Genomic DNA, 15,085 nt, shown 5'->3' with positions numbered 1-15,085 from the left:
AACAGGTGCACGATCATCGCACGGGCTCCGCGCGCTCCCAAGGCGGGCCCCGGCGTCAGCCCCGGTCAGACGGCCAGGTACTCGCCGATCTTCTCCCGCATGAACCGGGAGGACTCCTCGGCCTTCTCCTCCCAGGCGAAGACGCAGGCGGTGAGGGTGCCGTCGAAGCCGTTCGCCCGCAGGGCGCGGAAGAGCTCGTCGAAGTCGACCTCACCCTCCCCCATGTCCAGGTGCTGGTGGATGCGGGCGGCGGTGCCGGGCGGGTTGAGGATGTAGCGGTTGCCGGAGGACGCGGTGTGGTCGAAGGCGTCGGCCAGGTGGACGTGGGTGAGGAGGTCCCCCGCGCAGTAGAGGAAGCCGACGCCGGGGTGGTTGATGCCCCGGATGAGGCTGACCGCGTCGTAGCCCTTCTCGACGAAGTCGTCGGGGTGCGGTTCCAGGGCCAGCTTGATGCCCTCCCGTTCGAACAGCGGCAGCAGTTCGTCCATCGACCTCCAGAACTGGGCCTCGCTGCGGTCGGCCTCCTCCGGCCGCCCGTTGAACTCGGAGATCATGCTGGTGACTCCGAGATCCGCCGCGATCTGGATCGACCGCTTCCAGTACCGCACGGCGGCCTGCCGGGCATCCTCGTCCGGCCCGGACCAGCGGAACAGCGGGAGGATCGACGAGATACCCACGCCCGCGGCATCCAGCGCCTTGCGGAACTTCGCGACGGTCGCGTCGTCGACGCGCGGATGGCGGAAGAAGGGGATGAAGTCCTCACGTGGCGACAACTCGATCCACCCATAGCCCAGTTCGGCCACCACGCCGGGCAGTTCGAGCAGCGGGACATTCTGGCGACGGGAATTCAGAGCGCTTTAAAAACGTCTCTGGACCGAGAACCATGCCGCCCGGCAAATGGCGTGTCAATAGGTTCGCCGCGGCGGGATCCGGCCGCCCACGACAGGACAGTGCTCGCGAAGGAGCGCACGCTGGGAGGGGTGCGGGGGAGACGGAAGGTCACTCATGCCGCGATCCATGCGCGCGCTCGTAGCCGGCGAGGTCGGTGAGCCGAACGATGTCCTGCGGCTGGAATCCCGGCCCGTTCCCACGCCGGAAGCCGGTCAGGCGTTGATCCGTGTGCGGGCGACCCCGATTCACGCCAGCGATCTGCACGTGCTGCGTGGCCGCTACGGTTTCGCCCCCGAGTTTCCGGCCGTCGGCGGGCACATGGAATGCGTGGGCCGTATCGAGGCCCTGGGTCCGGACAGCGGGAACCTGCGGATCGGCGAGCGGGTGGTGGCCGTCGCCGTGCCGGCCGTGCCGGGGCCGCGGGTGTCCGGCACCTGGCAGGAGTACCTGGTCGCCGACGCGCACCGGCTGCTGCCGGTCCCGGACCGGCTGAGCGACTCCAGCGCCTGCCAGCTCGCCGTCAACCCGCTGACCGCGCTGCTCCTGGTGGCCCGGGAACTCGGCGTACAGCCGGGAGAATGGCTGTTGCAGACGGCGGCGGGCTCCACCGTCGGCCGGCTCGTCATCCAACTGGCCAGGCACCTGGGCATTCCCACGATCAATGTGGTGCGGCGGCGGGCCGCCGTCGAGGAGATCAAGGCGCTCGGCGGCGACGAGGTCGTCTGCACCGAGGACGAGAACCTGGTGCGGCGGGTGAGCGAGATCGCCGGACTGGACGGGGTGCGCAAGGCCGTCGACTGTGTCGCGGGCGAGATCGGCGCCCAGGTGTCCCGGGCCCTGGCTCCGGGAGGAGAGGTCGTGGTCTACGGCGCGCTCTCCACCCATCGGCAGACCGACCCGGCGGCGCTGACGATTCCGCTGTCGGCGCGCTCGCTCATCTACGAGACCAAAGTGGTCCGTGGCTTCTGGCTGAACCGCTGGTTCGGCACCGCCGCACCCGCGGATGCGCTGAGCGCGCTGGCCGAGGTGCGCACCCTCGTCGCCGACGGCGTGCTGACCATCCCCGAGGGCCGCCCGTTCCCCCTCGAACGCTTCGCCGAGGCCGTCGCGTTCGCCGAGGAGCCCGCCCATGGCGCCAAACCGCTCTTCGTCTTCGACGACGGCCGGGGCGAGGACAACGCGTAGTCGCTGAAAGCGAGTAGGGGCGGCCCGGCCGGCAACACAGCGCGGCCGGGCGGGCCGCCCCGGCGGCTCAGATGCCGGTGCGGCTGTCGGCCTCGGCGCGGGCGATGGCTTCGGCCTCGCTGGTGGCGAGGTCGAGGGCGACGCCGAAGGCCTGGGCGATGTGGCCGGCCGCGGACATGACGCGTGCCGTGCCCACGACGGGGGCGATGGCGACAAGGAGGTCCTGCAACTGCTCGACGGTGAACTGGGCCTTGATCGCGGGGTTCACGTGGGCCAGGTAGGAGATCGCGGGTGCGTCCATGGCCACGAGCGCGGCGATCCGGCTGAGGATGAGCGTCCGCTCGTCCATGTGGCAATGCTCGACGGAGTCGATCGTCATCGCGGCGATCGTGTCGAGGACGGGAGTGTCGAACTCAGGTGCAGTAGCCATGACGAGACTGCCTTCCGGTCTTCCGGTGCCGCAGGGAGCCGGACCGCCACCCGCCTCACGCGGGGCCCCTCCATGCCCGGCGGTGATGAGTCAAGCGTAGGCATCGTCAAGCGGTGACGCGCGGCGAGAGGGGGAGCAGTGGGCCCAGCGGCCGCCGGGTGTCTCACCACGCGGCGACCCTACGGGGACGCGTGGCCGAGCCGCTGTTCGGTCCAGATGACCTTGCCCGTGGAGGTGTAGCGGGTCCCCCAGCTGTCGGCGAACTGGGCCACCAGGAAGAGGCCGCGGCCGCCCTCCTCCATGGTGGTGGCCCGGCGCAGGTGCGGGGAGACGCTGCTGCCGTCGGAGACCTCGCAGATCAGGCTGCGGTCGTGGATCAGGCGTACCCCGATGGGGCCGGTGGCGTGCCGGATGGCGTTGGTGACCAGCTCGCTGAGGGTCAGCTCCAGGGTGAACGCCTCCTCCTCCAGGCCCCAGTCCCGCAGCTGCTCGGCGGCGGCGGCCCGTACTCCGGCCACGGCCGCGGGGTCGGACGGCACCTCCCAGGACGCGGTGTGCTTGTCGTCGAGCATCCGGGTCCGGGCCACGACCAGGGCCACGTCGTCGCGTGGCGGCCCGGGCACCATGGCGTCCATCGCCGCCCGGCACATCTGGTCCGGGGTGCGCCCCGCCGGCTCGACGGCCCGGCGCAGCCGTTCGATGCGCTCGTCGATGTCGTGATGCCGGTCCTCGACCAGACCGTCGGTGTAGACGACGATGCTGGCGCCTTCGGGCAGGAGCACCTCGGTCTTCTCGTACGGCAGCCCGCCCAGCCCCAGCGGCGGCCCGGCCGGTACTCCGGGCAGCCGGGCACGGCCGTCGGGGTGCGCGAGGATGGGTTCCAGATGGCCCGCGCTGGCCATCGTGCACCGGCCCGAGACCGGGTCGTAGATCGCGTACAGGCAGGTGGCACCCGTGAGCGTCGGGGTCTCCGGGTCGCCGTCCCGGTCCTGGTCGATGCGGGTGACCAGCTCGTCCAGGTGCCAGAGCAGTTCGTCGGGCGGCAGGTCGAGCGTGGAGAGGTTGTGGACGGCGGTGCGCAGCTGCCCCATGGTGGCGGCGGCGTGCAGCCCGTGTCCCACGACGTCGCCGACCACGATCGCGACCCGCGCCCCGGGCAGGGGGATGACGTCGAACCAGTCGCCGCCGACCCCGCCGAGCCCGGCCTCGGCCGGCAGGTAGCGGTGCGCCACGTCGACCGCGTTCTGCTCCGGCAGGGCGTGCGGCAGCAGGCTGCGCTGCAGCGTGACGGCCATGGTGTGCTCCCGCGTGAAGCGGCGCGCGTTGTCGATGCTCGCCGCGGCGCGGGCGACCAGCTCCTCCGCGAGGGAGAGGTCCTCGTGGGTGAAGGGGCTCGGCTCCGTCGAACGCCAGAAGGTCACCACGCCGAGGACGGCCCCGCGGGCCCGAAGCGGAGCGGTGATCATCGAGTGGACGCCGTGTGCCACGAGCCGGCGCGCGCGGTCCGGGTCCTGTGCCTGCCAGCCGGTGAACGCCGCCAGGTCGGCCTCAAGCACCATCTGCCCGGAACCGAAACCCGACGCCTGCGGGGTCGCGGGGTCGAAGTGGATGAGCGCACCGGGCGGGCAGAGCGGGACGTCCGGCCGGATGCCGCGCAGGGCGACCCGGCGCAGTTCGGCGGCGTGCGGCGGGTTCGGTTCCTCGCCGCGCAGCACGGCGTCGGCCAGGTCGACGGTGGCGTAGTCGGCGAACCCGGGCACGGAGAACTCCGCCAGTTCCTCGGCGGTGCGGGTCACGTCGAGGGTGGTGCCGATGCGTATTCCGGCGTCGTACAGCAGCTTGAGCCGTTCCTGGACCACTTCCACGCGGCCCATCAGCGCACTGAGTTCGGTCGTGTCGCGGAGCGTGGCGACCCAGCCTCCGGGGCCGTGCGGCTGGTCCATGGGGCGCTGGCTGATGGCCAGCAGCCGGTCGCCGACCTCGATCACCTCGTCGGTGGTCGTCCGGCCCGACAGGAGGAGCTGTTCGGCCCCCGGGTCGAGTCCCAGCTCCGTGACGGGCCGGCCCTCCAGGTCGGCCGCGAACCCCAGCAGGCGTCTCGCCTCGTCGTTGGCCAGGAGCAGGCGGCCCCGCGGATCGACGATGAGGACACCTTCGCGCACCGAGTGCAGAACGGCGTCGTGATGCTCGTACATGCGCGTCATCTGCACCGGTCCGAGACCGTGCGTCTGGCGGCTCAGCCGCCGGCCGATGAGGGCGCTTCCGCCGGTGGCCGCCGTGAGCACCAGTCCCGCGGCCGCCAGGACGAGCGGCACCTCCCGGCCGGCCGCCACACTCACCTGGTGGATGGTGATCCCCGCGGACACCAGCCCGATGACCTTCCCCTTCGCGTCGGTCACGGGGACCACGGTCCGGACGGAGGGGCCCAGCGTGCCGACGGTCGTCTCGGTGACGATGCCGCCGTGCCGGGCCGCCGCGATGCTGCCGATGTAGTGCTGCCCGATCTGGTCCGGGTTCGGGTGGGTGTAGCGGATGCCCGTGGGGCTCATCACGACGACGAAGTCCACGTGGGAGCGTTTACGGGTCTCCTCGGCCTGCTGCTGGAGCGCGGCGCTCGGACGACCGTCCGCCAGCGCCTGCCGCACCGTGGGGGACGACGCGACGGAGGCCGCCACGGCGAGCGAGCGGTTCTGCGCCTCGCGCTCGGCGTCACCGCGCGACTGCAGCAGCAGGGCGAGGACTACCGCCGCAACGAGAACCAGGACGACCGCGACCTGCAGAACGAACATCTGGCCCGCAACGCTGCGTATCCCGCGCCGGGACCACATCCGCAGGAGCAGTTGGTGCATACGGCTCATATAACACCAAAGGGGTAAGGAGACATCACCCCCAGGACAGCACACCTTCCTCGACGAACGCGCCACGTGGTGACTCGCGCGCTTTCAGTCACCACCACCGCGCGTGCGCGCGGTACGACGTGTGCGCCTTTCACACCGTGCCCCGCACGATAGGGCCGAACCGGGGCAGGGGAGTATCTGCTCAGTCGTCGCCTGTCTCTGAGGGGTCGTTATGCGCTCTGCCCGCCGTCTCGTGCCGCCCATCGTGTTCGCCTGTCTGTTGCTGACGGGGTGTAAGTCCACTTCGCTGGGCACGTCCACGCCGTCCGGGAGCGGCAGCCCCTCAGCGGCGGTGCCGGGCAACGGCGGCTCGGGGCGGGCGATCGCGACCGGGGCCGGCCCGCAGAAGCACTACACCGTGCAGCAGCAGCCGGCGGCCGGCTCGTGCCACTACCGCTACGAGCACGGGGAGCCGCTGGAGGACCCGAAGTGCACGCCCGGCGCGATCTCCCCGGCCGTCACCCAGGCCAACCTCAACTCGACGATATGCCGCAAGGGCGGCTACACCTCCGGCGTGCGCCCCTCCGCGTACATCACCGGCAAGGAGAAGAAGCTCAACGCCGTCTCCTACGGCTACACGGGCAGCGCCTCGGAGGCCGAGTACGACCACCTCATAAGCCTCCAGCTCGGCGGCGACCCCAACGACTACCGGAACCTGTGGGTCGAACCCGCCGACCCCGGCCACAGGAGCAGCCAGGGGGTCAACAACAAGAAGGACCCGGTGGAGACCAAGCTGCACACCGCCGTCTGCGCCGGCCGGGTCTCTCTCGCCGCCGCACAGCAGGCCATCGTCACCGACTGGACCACCGCTCTCACCCGCCTCCACCTGCAGTGAGACCGGTCGGGCCCGCCTGACGCCCGCACCCGTCAGGCGGGCCCGTCCGGGCTCCGGGAGAAGGCCGTGTCGCCGGCGGTCGCCACGATCGCGTCCTTGACGAGCAGCACGCCCGGCGGATAGGCCTGCGTCTTGTCCCCGGGATCGGCCAGCGCGGGGGTGCGCCAGACCTCCGCCCCGGTACGGCTGTCCAGTGCCAGCAGCCGGCCGAAGCGGTTGGAGAAGTAGACCCGCTGGTAGGTCGCCGACACCGCGGGCGCGGACAGGCTCTCCACGTCCGTCACCTTCCGCCACAGCCGCTTGCCGCTGTCCGCCGACACCGCGGTGACCGACCCGTCGGACCGCACGAAGTAGACGACGCCGTCCACCAGCGTCGCCGCGCCGGTCAGCGGCTGTGCCAGCGGTATCCGGCTGACCTGCCCGGTCTCCGTGGCCACCCGCAGCAGTGCGTTGTACGGCCGTTCGTACCCGGCCTCGTACACGTCCTTCGCGGTCTGCGGGGCGAGGAACAGCGGCTGCCCGCCGACGGCGCCGAGCGCCTGCGCCTTCCTGGGCAGGGTGGCGATCTCGCTCAGACTGCCGGGTCCGAGCTTCATCAGCTCGACGGGGGCCTGGCCGGCCTCGGTGCCCTTGGAGCACAGGGCGTAGGGGACGCCTCCCAGCGCCGACGGGATGCAGTACTCGTCCAGCGAGGGCGCCCGCCACAGTTCCCGGCCGGTCGGCCCGTAGGCCACGAACTCCGCGCGGTCGGGAGACAGGGTCAGCAGTCCGCCGTCGTACAGGACCGCGTCGTCGGACGCGTTGACGTCGCGCTGCCACCGCCGGTGCCCGGTTGCGGCGTCGAGGGCCACCACGCGCCGGTTGCTGTCGTCCGGTTCCTCGTAGATGTAGACCAGCCCGTCGCGCGCGCCGATCGGCCGCACTCCCTCGGGGCGGGTGCCGGCCCGCCACAGGGTGCGGCCGGAGGCCGGGTCGATCCTGGCGGCCGTGAAGCCCGTACCGCCGCAGAAGAGGCCGCCGTCCTCCGTCACGCATCCGGAGGTGTTGTAGTCGAGGGGGATGCCCTTCACGGCGTACCGCAGCTGCTTCTGCCACGGCCGCCAGCCGTCGGGCAGTGACGCGGCGCGGGCGGTGGGCGTGGCGGTGGCGGTCCCGGAGGCGGCCGTGGTGTCCGGGGCGGCCACGAGGGCCGTCACCCCGACGCCCAGCCCCGAGACGGCCAGCACCGCGGCGAGGCCGGTGAGCAGCATCCGGGTTCGGCGCCGTTTTCCGGCACCGGTGCCGGTGGTGGTGGCGTCCGCGGGGGTGGTGGCCGTGCCGCGGGACGTGGGGCGGCCGTGCGGTTGCGCGGACCGGCCGGTCCTCGGGGACGCGGTGGCGTCGGACTCCGGCAGCTCCTGGAGCAGGCGGTGGATGTCCGCCAGTTCCGGCCGGGCGTCCGGTTCCTTGTCCAGACAGCGCTCGACGATGTCCAGGAGCGCCGCGGGCACCCCGCCGAGATCCGGGGTCCCGTACACCACCTGATAGCCGGTGATGTACGGGCTGTCGGCGTCGAACGGCCCCGTGCCGACGGCCGCGAACACCAGCAGCGAGCCCAGCGAGAACACGTCCGAGGCCGGGGTGACGTCCCGGGGAGAGGCCAGTTGTTCCGGCGACATGAAGGGCGGGGTGCCGATCATCCGCCCGGTCGTGGTGAGGCGCTGGTTGTCGGCGGCGCGCGATATGCCGAAGTCGATGACGCGCGGACCGTCCTCGGTCATCAGGACGTTGCCCGGTTTGAGGTCCCGGTGCACCAGACCGGCCCGGTGGATGTCGCGCAGCGCCTCGGTGAGCCCCAGCCCCAGCGCGCGCAGCCGGCGCAGGCTCAACGGGCCGTCCTTCGCGACGACTTCGGCGAGGTTGAGCCCCGGCACGTAGAGCGTCGCCATCCACGGCCGCTCGGCGTCCGGGTCGGCGTCCACGACCGGCGCGGTGAAGGCGCCGCTCACTCTGCGCGCTGCCGCGATCTCCTGCCGGAAGCGCGTCCGGAACTCCTCCTCCTGGGCATACGGCCCGTGCACGAGCTTGACCGCGACCTGCCGTCCGGAGGCGGAGACACCCAGATAGACGACTCCCATGCCGCCCGCCCCGAGCCGGCCGAGAAGGGTGTACCCGCCTATGGACTCCGGATCCCCGGTGTTCAGGGGCGTCATCGCCGAACATCCTTCCCAACGCCTGCCTGCCTCACGGGGATCACAGTAGGCCCTGGCGCCCCGGAAGCGGAGCCGTACCCGCCGCACCGCGGCCGGTGGTCCCGTTCCGTCCGGCGTTCCAGGCAGGCCACGTTTCCGCAGGTCAGAGCCGGTTCGATCATTCCAGCGTCCCGAAACTCCCGGGAGGAATAGCGGGCGGAACGGAGCAGGCCGCAATCTTCGGTCATCCGAACGCGGCGCCTCGCCGGACACGGCCGGTGCCCGTACTTCCGCACTTCCGTACTTCCGCACTTCCGCACTTCCAGAGAAAGCAGTCAACTCATGCGTATCGCCACCCGTTTCGCCTCCCGCGCCGCCGCCTCCTCCATGGTCGTCGCCGCCGCCCTCGCGCTCGTCGGCCTCCAGGCCACCGAACAGACCGCCTCCGCCGCCACCGCGAAGGCCTCCTCGGTCGTCACCTGCACCACGGCGAACACCAAGCTGACCGTCACCAAGGTGTCCCGCCCGATCAACCACCTGCTGCTGAAGGCCACCAACACCGGCACCAAGCCCTGCTACGCCTACATCGCCCCCTTCCTCCGCGCCGGCGCCGACGCCCAGGCCCCGCTGGCGTGGGCCGAGGAGACCACGCCGCAGTCCGTGGTGACGCTCAAGCCCGGCAAGTCCGCGTACGCGGGCATCACCACGTCCACCCCCGAGGGCGAGGGCGGCGCCAAGGAGAAGACCCTGGGCGTCTTCTTCGCCGACCGGAAGGGCAACGCGGTCAACAAGGAGAAGACGCTGAAGCTCCCGAAGGGCGGCGTCTTCTTCAACAGCGCCGCCACCGTCACCTACTGGCAGGACAACGCCCAGGACGCCCTCGCCTGGTAGGCCGCCCGCTTCGTCGTCGCCCCGGCCATCGCCCAGGTCCTCACGGACAGCTCGTGGCGGGCTTCACGGTCACCACATCCGTCCACGGCACGGTGAGTTCGAAGCCCGTCTCAGAGGTGATCTTCACCTGTCGCCGGTCGGCCACACCCAACTGGCCGCAGATCACCGCAGTGTGCGTCCGCACCACGACCGGACGCGTGGCGGCGTCCTGTGTCGTGGTCCACGCGACGACGAGCGCCCCGACCACCAGGGCCACTCCGACGACGTAGGTCAGGGAGGCCCAGGCCAGTGCCCTGGTCACCCGTGCCACTTCCTGCTCGGTCCAGAGGCGTAGCGCCTGCCCGCCCAGGAGGATCTCGTGCTCCGGGGCGCCGTGGGCCGCCCGCACCGCCAGGAAAGACCCCACGGTCAACAGGGCGAAGGCGGTGAGAAGCAGTCCGGTGGCGGTGGCACGGGCCGCTTCGGGCAGGTCGGCGAGGCTGTCGCGGCCCTTCAGGAGCACGAGGACCGCGAGCAGGGCCGTCAGTCCGGTGGGGCCGGTCCGCCATCCCTCCGCCTGTCTGCGCGGTTCCGGAAGTCTGGTGAACTCCAGTTCCCGGGCGAGTTCGGCCCAGCGGCGGTCGGACCGGGCACTCATGGCCGAATCCGCCGGCTGGCGCCGCAGCCGACGTACGACGTGTCCGGCGGACCGTCCGGGTGGGCGTGGCCGCACTCGCACGGATGGACCTCCGCCAGGAGCGGTTCCGGCGCTCCGTCCGTCCGCTGTGTCGTGCCGCGCCCGCCCCCTCCGACTCGCCCATGTTTCCACCCCGTCGACCGCGGCGGGGGAAGACCGGCGAGTCGGAGAGGGGACGAAGGCGCCCGGCGGCGGCCACGAGGTCGGCCCGAGCCGCCGTCGGCGAGGTGCGTGGTAGCGTCCGTCCGTATACAAGCTGTATGCGATCGCTGGGGGTTGCCGTGACGTCCGGTCGGGAGAAGGCGTACGCGTATCTCAAGGACACCGTGCTGACGGATCCCGGGATGCAGGGCGCCTTCCTGTCGGAGCAGGAGCTCGCGGACCGTGTCGGCGTCTCCCGCACGCCCGTCCGGGAGGCGTTGCTGCAGCTCGCGGCCGAGGACCTGGTCGAGCTGGTGCCCAAACGGGGCGCCCGGGTGTCCCCCCTGACGGGGCGGGAGATCCGCGAGCTGATGGAGTTGCGGGGCATTGTCGAGCGGTACGCCGCCCAGCAGCTGGTCTCCGGGAGCGGGGCACCGGTGGCGGAGCTGCGGTCCCTGGTGGCACGGCAGCGCGAGCTGACCGGCGCCGACCAGGCCCGGGAGTTCGTCGCCGTGGACCACCGCTTCCACGCGGCCCTGGTGTCCGCCGTGGGCAACACCCTCCTCGACCGGCACTACGACGGCCTGCGCAGCCGCCAGGTCCGGGCCGGCGTGGTCGCCCTCTTCAACCAGCAGGGACGCCAGGAGGCGGTGCTGGCGGAACACGAGGCCATCCTGGACGCCCTCGCGTCCGGTGACGCGCAGGCCGCGTGTGCCGCCATCGACCACCACCTGGAGTCGACCCTCAAGGTGCTGCTCGCGGGCTAGGGGGTGTCGGGGTAGGTGATCACCAGCATGGTGACGCCGTCCTGGGAGGTCCAGGGGCCGTGGGGCATCCCGGGTGGACGGCAGGCGTACATGCCCGCGGTGAAGGTGCGCCCGAGCGTCAGGTCGTGCAGGGTGCCCTCGACGAGGTAGACCTCCTCCCAGAAGTCGTGGCGGGTCACGCCGTCCGCCGAGGTGTCGGTGCCGGGCGCCCAGCGGACGAGCGCCGTACGGGATCCGCGCCCGGGGTCGTCGGCCAGGACGCGTTCCTCGACGCCCGGCCCGGCGCCGGCCGGGGTCCGCCACGGTCCGTCGGGGAAATGGAACTCCAGCTCGGGCTTGCTCACGGCCACACCTCCGGGCGTCGGTCGGCCGGCACGGAGGACCGACGCCGGACTGCGGCGACCTCGTCGACCTCTACGCATACTTCTTGTATACAGGTCGTATGCGCAAGCCCCTGCGCAACAACCCGCACAACACCGCGCAACCCCCTGCGCGAGACCTCACCGCGGATCCGAGCTCCGGGAGCGCCCTCATGGCCGTGCTGACCTTCGAACTGCCCGACGGCTCGACCCGCGAGGTCGACGTCGTCCAGGTCCTCAACGCCGGGTACGCCGGTCGGCGCCAGGAGGACGTCGCCGCGCATGTCGCGGAGCTCGCCGAACTGGGCGTGCCCGGCCCGTCCGTGACGCCCGCCCTGTACCCCGTCTCCCCCTACCTCGCCCAGCAGACCGACCCGGTCGACGCGCAGCACGGGCGCACCTCCGGCGAGGCGGAGTGGGCGCTGGTCGTGGCGGACGGCGGGGAGCTGCTGCTGACCGCCGCCTGCGACCACACCGACCGCGACCTGGAGGCGCACGGCGTGGCCTGGAGCAAGAACGCCGGCCCCGACGTCCTCGCCCGCCGCGCCTGGCGCCTGTCCGACGTGGAGTCCCGCCTCGACGACCTCGTCCTGCGCGCCTGGGTCACCCACGGCGACACGTCGACGGAGATCCAGCACGGCACCCTCGCCGAACTCCTCGCCCCCGCCTACTGGATCGACGTCCTGTGCTCCCGCGGCACGCTCATGCCCGGCCTCGTCCTCCTCTCCGGCACCCTCCCGATGGCCCCCGGCGTCGACCAGTTCGCCGACGGCTGGAGCGTGGCGCTGACCGACCCCGCCACCGGGGACACGATCCGCCTCCACTACGACGTCCGGCCCCTGCCGGCACCGATCGGCTGACGCGGCGGCCCGGCACGGGGGAACTGCTCCGTACGGCTGGTTCCGGTGGGGGCCTTGGTGCATTCGGTGTGTCCCGGTCGGGGGCTCTCGGGCTGAGCGGTAACGCGGTGTAACAGTCGTCTGGCCCGATCAGCGGGTTGTCAGGCTGCCCGCATGCCGACCGGACCAGAAGGAGTGGGATGAGCGAAACCCTAGAGGGAGACCCCTGTTGAACAGACGCGTTCAACGGCGGGTCCTCACCGTCGTCGGCAGCATGCTGCTCATGCTGCAGTCGCTCGTGGTCGTCGGACCCGCCGCCCCCGCGTGGGCGGGTACCGACCGGAGTCTCGCCACCAACGGCAACGAGCCGCACAACGCCACCGTCAATCCCCGCAGGCCGAGCCAGGTCGCCGTGATGCAGGGATGCACCGTCCGTATCGACAACCACTTCGGCAAGGACGGCTTCCCGATCACGCGGACGTCGACCCTCCCCTGCTCGGGCGACCCGTCCCTCGCCTTCGACTCGCGGGGGCGGCTGTTCGTCGCCCATCTCTCCACGAGTTTCAACACCGCCCCCAGCTTCGGGGTGGGCGTCGCCCGGATCAACGATCTGACGACCCCGGGGACCCAGACGTACACGGCGACCCAGGTGAGCGCGAACAGCGCCGTCAACGACGACAAGCCCTGGCTGGTGGCCGACAGCAACCCCAGCAGCCCGTACCGGGACAACCTCTACGTCGTCTGGTCGCACCTCGGCACCCCGTGGCAGATCCAGTTCTCCCGCCTCGTGAGCGGGACCACGGTGTGGTCGGCGCCGAGGGTCCTCTCCGCCGCCGGGGAGGGGAACGTATGGCCCTCCCACGCGGCCGTCGGCCCGAACGGCGACCTCTACGTCGCCTACCACGCCAACGGGTGCATCGAGGGGAACGACGGACTGCCCGGCCAGGGCACCACACAGCTCCTCCGCGACGGCTCCGGCGGCGCCGACTTCGCCGCCGGCACGGTAGAGCAGCGGACGACGGCGTTCGGCGCGGGACAGGCCACCATCACCTGCAACGTGGTGAGCGACCCGGGCGGTGACATCCCGGGGACCGACTTCTGGCTCCAGGGCAGCATGCAGCCGTGGGTCCTGGCCGACCCGGCCCGGCCGGGGAACGTCTACGTCGTCGCCAACGACGACCCGAACAACGTCTTCGCGGGCGGCGACGACGCCGACGTCGTCATCGCCCGCTCCACGGACAACGGGCAGACCTTCACCCGGGGCCGGGTGGACCACGGGCCGGGCCAGACCTTCGCCGTGATGCCCACCGCCCACATCGACCAGGACGGCAACGCGGTCGTCACCTGGTACGACAACCGCAGCGGCCGGCGCAATTTCGGCACCGGGCCGAACGGCACCAACAACTTCCTGCTGGAGCTCTACGGCACCACGAGCCGCGACGGCGGCCAGACCTGGGTGCGGGACTTCCGGGTCAGCGACGCCCTCTTCGACCCCGACCGCAACGCCCCCTGCCGCTTTGCCTGCGGCGCCGGCTCCACTCGGCAGACCCTGCGCATCGGCGAGTACAACGGGTTGTGGGCGACCGACGGAATCGGCTACGCGAGCTGGACGGGCAACAGCACCCCGCCGACGGCCACCACCCCGGCCCAGGGCAACCAGACCACCTACTTCGACGTCTTCTCGCTGCTCGGGGCCTTTCCCGACCGCTTCGAACCGAACGACTCGATCGACACCGCCGTCGCCACCGCGCTCGGCACGCGGAACAGGGTCACCAAGCCGCGCCTGACCCTGCACAACGCGACCGACGTCGACTTCTTCCGGATCGAACCCCGCCGCACCGGGCACCTGCGGGCCGGGATCGCCTTCAACGAGGTGATCTCCCGGCTCCAGATCCGCGCGTACGACAAGTTCGGCACCAAGGTGGCCACCGGTACCGTCGCCACCACCAGACCGGGCAGTTCGACCAGCGGGCTCAGCATCCCGGTCGTCAAGGACCAGCCGTACTTCCTCGCGGTCAGCGACGCCGGTGTCGCCGACCCGACGAGGCCGGGTGACGCCTCGCCGACCGACCCGCCGCAGGCCACCTACGACCTCACCGTCGTCGATCACGCGGCCCCCGAGCCCTTCGGCCTCGACCTCGCCCGCAGGTCCGACTCGGGCCGGTACGACAACGACGACGTCACCAGGTTCGCCGGACCGGAGATCTTCCTCCGGGTCGACGACTCGGAGCTGCGGGCCGCGGGCATCCCGCTGTCGCCGCAGAACGCCACGGCCACCCTCGCCGACGACACCCCCGGCTACAAGGTGGCCGTGGAACGCGACGGACGGCTCGTCGGCTTCGCCCGGCCGGTGGACCCGGTGACCAGACCGGGGCTGTACCGGATCCGCCTGCGCCCTGTCCTGGCGAAGGGCGAGAACCAGATCACCGCGGAGGTGGTGATCGTCGACCGCTCCGACGACCCGGGTGTCCCCGGGGTCTCCCACGTCGTCGGTTCCGGGGCGGAGAGCGCACACCCGCTGCTGATCACACTCGACACCACCGCACCGAGGCGTCCGCACGCCCCTGATCTGCTGGCGTCCAGCGACACCGGCGACCACCGGGACAACATCACGTCGATGGGCAAGCCCGCTTTCCAGGGCTGGCGGGCCGAGCGCAACACCCTGGTCCGGCTGATCGCCGATCCGGCGGGCCGCGACCGCCCGGCGGTGGTCGGAACGGACACCGTCACCTCACTCGGCGGGTACGAGGTCGTCAGCGCCCCGCTCGATCTGGGCAGGTACGGCTTCGCCGTACGGCTCGAAGACCTCGCGGGCAATGTCAGCCCGGTGTCCCCGCCCCTCAGGGTGACCATCACCAAGCGCCCGCCCCCAGGCGGCGCACACCACCCGAAACCCCACCACCGATGAGCGCAAGGCGCCCGGGGACACCGAGTCCCCGGGCGCCTTCGGCGGAACCGACTCACCGGCCGCGAAAGGGCCTTGACGAGAGGGCCTTGACGAGA

Annotated in this window: 12 protein-coding genes; 6 read left to right on the top strand and 6 right to left on the bottom strand. The window is 71.7% G+C overall.

Translation table 11 applies throughout. The annotated features are described in order from the left end of the window. Nucleotides 1-65: 65 nt before the first annotated feature. The gene (locus ACFZDK_RS12570) at nucleotides 66-806 is read right to left on the bottom strand and encodes a TIM barrel protein (protein WP_390971990.1); all 741 of its coding nucleotides are present in this window, start codon (nucleotides 804-806) and stop codon (nucleotides 66-68) included. A 211-nt stretch (nucleotides 807-1,017) separates the two neighbouring features. Between ACFZDK_RS12570 and ACFZDK_RS12565 the strand changes: the two genes are divergently transcribed. Next, a complete protein-coding gene (locus ACFZDK_RS12565; RefSeq protein WP_390971989.1) occupies nucleotides 1,018-2,076 on the top strand; it encodes a zinc-binding dehydrogenase in 1,059 nt (352 codons plus the stop codon). A gap of 67 nt (nucleotides 2,077-2,143) precedes the next feature. Here ACFZDK_RS12565 and ACFZDK_RS12560 read toward each other — a convergent pair whose 3' ends face one another. Together ACFZDK_RS12560 and ACFZDK_RS12555 are read right to left on the bottom strand one after the other, a co-directional pair. Then, a complete protein-coding gene (locus ACFZDK_RS12560; protein WP_365679357.1) occupies nucleotides 2,144-2,506 on the bottom strand; it encodes a carboxymuconolactone decarboxylase in 363 nt (120 codons plus the stop codon). Between the two features lie 179 nt (nucleotides 2,507-2,685). Continuing rightward, nucleotides 2,686-5,355 (bottom strand): SpoIIE family protein phosphatase, encoded by a 2,670-nt coding sequence (locus tag ACFZDK_RS12555; protein WP_390971988.1) that lies wholly within the window; start codon nucleotides 5,353-5,355, stop codon nucleotides 2,686-2,688. A 220-nt stretch (nucleotides 5,356-5,575) separates the two neighbouring features. Between ACFZDK_RS12555 and ACFZDK_RS12550 the strand changes: the two genes are divergently transcribed. After that, on the top strand, nucleotides 5,576-6,238 hold the full coding sequence (locus tag ACFZDK_RS12550; protein WP_390971987.1) for a hypothetical protein: 663 nt from the start codon (nucleotides 5,576-5,578) through the stop codon (nucleotides 6,236-6,238). Between the two features lie 32 nt (nucleotides 6,239-6,270). On the opposite strand, the gene ACFZDK_RS12545 is transcribed toward ACFZDK_RS12550, so the two are convergent. Beyond that, entirely contained in the window at nucleotides 6,271-8,430 is a 2,160-nt protein-coding gene (locus ACFZDK_RS12545; RefSeq protein ID WP_390971986.1) for a PQQ-binding-like beta-propeller repeat protein, read from the bottom strand. A 321-nt stretch (nucleotides 8,431-8,751) separates the two neighbouring features. Here ACFZDK_RS12545 and ACFZDK_RS12540 point away from each other — a divergent pair, with 321 nt between their 5' ends. Beyond that, on the top strand, nucleotides 8,752-9,300 hold the full coding sequence (locus ACFZDK_RS12540) for a DUF4232 domain-containing protein (protein WP_390971985.1): 549 nt from the start codon (nucleotides 8,752-8,754) through the stop codon (nucleotides 9,298-9,300). A gap of 40 nt (nucleotides 9,301-9,340) precedes the next feature. Here ACFZDK_RS12540 and ACFZDK_RS12535 read toward each other — a convergent pair whose 3' ends face one another. After that, complete coding sequence (locus ACFZDK_RS12535; protein WP_390971984.1) at nucleotides 9,341-9,937, bottom strand: hypothetical protein; 597 nt, start codon at nucleotides 9,935-9,937, stop codon at nucleotides 9,341-9,343. Nucleotides 9,938-10,257: 320 nt separating this feature from the next. Between ACFZDK_RS12535 and ACFZDK_RS12530 the strand changes: the two genes are divergently transcribed. Then, entirely contained in the window at nucleotides 10,258-10,884 is a 627-nt protein-coding gene (locus ACFZDK_RS12530; protein WP_390971983.1) for an FCD domain-containing protein, read from the top strand. On the opposite strand, the gene ACFZDK_RS12525 is transcribed toward ACFZDK_RS12530, so the two are convergent. Continuing rightward, nucleotides 10,881-11,228, bottom strand: coding sequence for a cupin domain-containing protein (locus tag ACFZDK_RS12525; protein ID WP_390971982.1), 348 nt, complete (start codon nucleotides 11,226-11,228; stop codon nucleotides 10,881-10,883). The genes ACFZDK_RS12530 and ACFZDK_RS12525 overlap by 4 nt on opposite strands. Before the next feature lie 188 nt (nucleotides 11,229-11,416). On the opposite strand from ACFZDK_RS12525, the gene ACFZDK_RS12520 reads away from it, so the two are divergent. Both ACFZDK_RS12520 and ACFZDK_RS12515 read left to right on the top strand, forming a co-directional pair. After that, nucleotides 11,417-12,103, top strand: a complete 687-nt coding sequence (locus ACFZDK_RS12520; RefSeq protein ID WP_390972509.1) for a DUF2848 family protein — start codon at nucleotides 11,417-11,419, stop codon at nucleotides 12,101-12,103. Nucleotides 12,104-12,311: 208 nt separating this feature from the next. After that, on the top strand, nucleotides 12,312-14,990 hold the full coding sequence (locus ACFZDK_RS12515) for an Ig-like domain-containing protein (protein ID WP_390971981.1): 2,679 nt from the start codon (nucleotides 12,312-12,314) through the stop codon (nucleotides 14,988-14,990). Nucleotides 14,991-15,085 lie beyond the last annotated feature (95 nt).

This window comes from Streptomyces sp. NPDC007901, from assembly GCF_042959465.1.
In the GTDB taxonomy this organism is placed as follows: Bacteria; Actinomycetota; Actinomycetes; order Streptomycetales; family Streptomycetaceae; genus Streptomyces.
This window is presented reverse-complemented; position numbering and strand designations above follow the sequence as displayed.

Coding starts and splice junctions, on each gene's coding strand:
- ACFZDK_RS12545 (WP_390971986.1), bottom strand. CDS start 8,430: ATGACGCCCCTGAACACCGGGGATCCGGAGTCCATAGGCGGGTACACC.
- ACFZDK_RS12565 (WP_390971989.1), top strand. CDS start 1,018: ATGCGCGCGCTCGTAGCCGGCGAGGTCGGTGAGCCGAACGATGTCCTG.
- ACFZDK_RS12555 (WP_390971988.1), bottom strand. CDS start 5,355: ATGCACCAACTGCTCCTGCGGATGTGGTCCCGGCGCGGGATACGCAGC.
- ACFZDK_RS12520 (WP_390972509.1), top strand. CDS start 11,417: ATGGCCGTGCTGACCTTCGAACTGCCCGACGGCTCGACCCGCGAGGTC.
- ACFZDK_RS12560 (WP_365679357.1), bottom strand. CDS start 2,506: ATGGCTACTGCACCTGAGTTCGACACTCCCGTCCTCGACACGATCGCC.
- ACFZDK_RS12550 (WP_390971987.1), top strand. CDS start 5,576: ATGCGCTCTGCCCGCCGTCTCGTGCCGCCCATCGTGTTCGCCTGTCTG.
- ACFZDK_RS12540 (WP_390971985.1), top strand. CDS start 8,752: ATGCGTATCGCCACCCGTTTCGCCTCCCGCGCCGCCGCCTCCTCCATG.
- ACFZDK_RS12535 (WP_390971984.1), bottom strand. CDS start 9,937: ATGAGTGCCCGGTCCGACCGCCGCTGGGCCGAACTCGCCCGGGAACTG.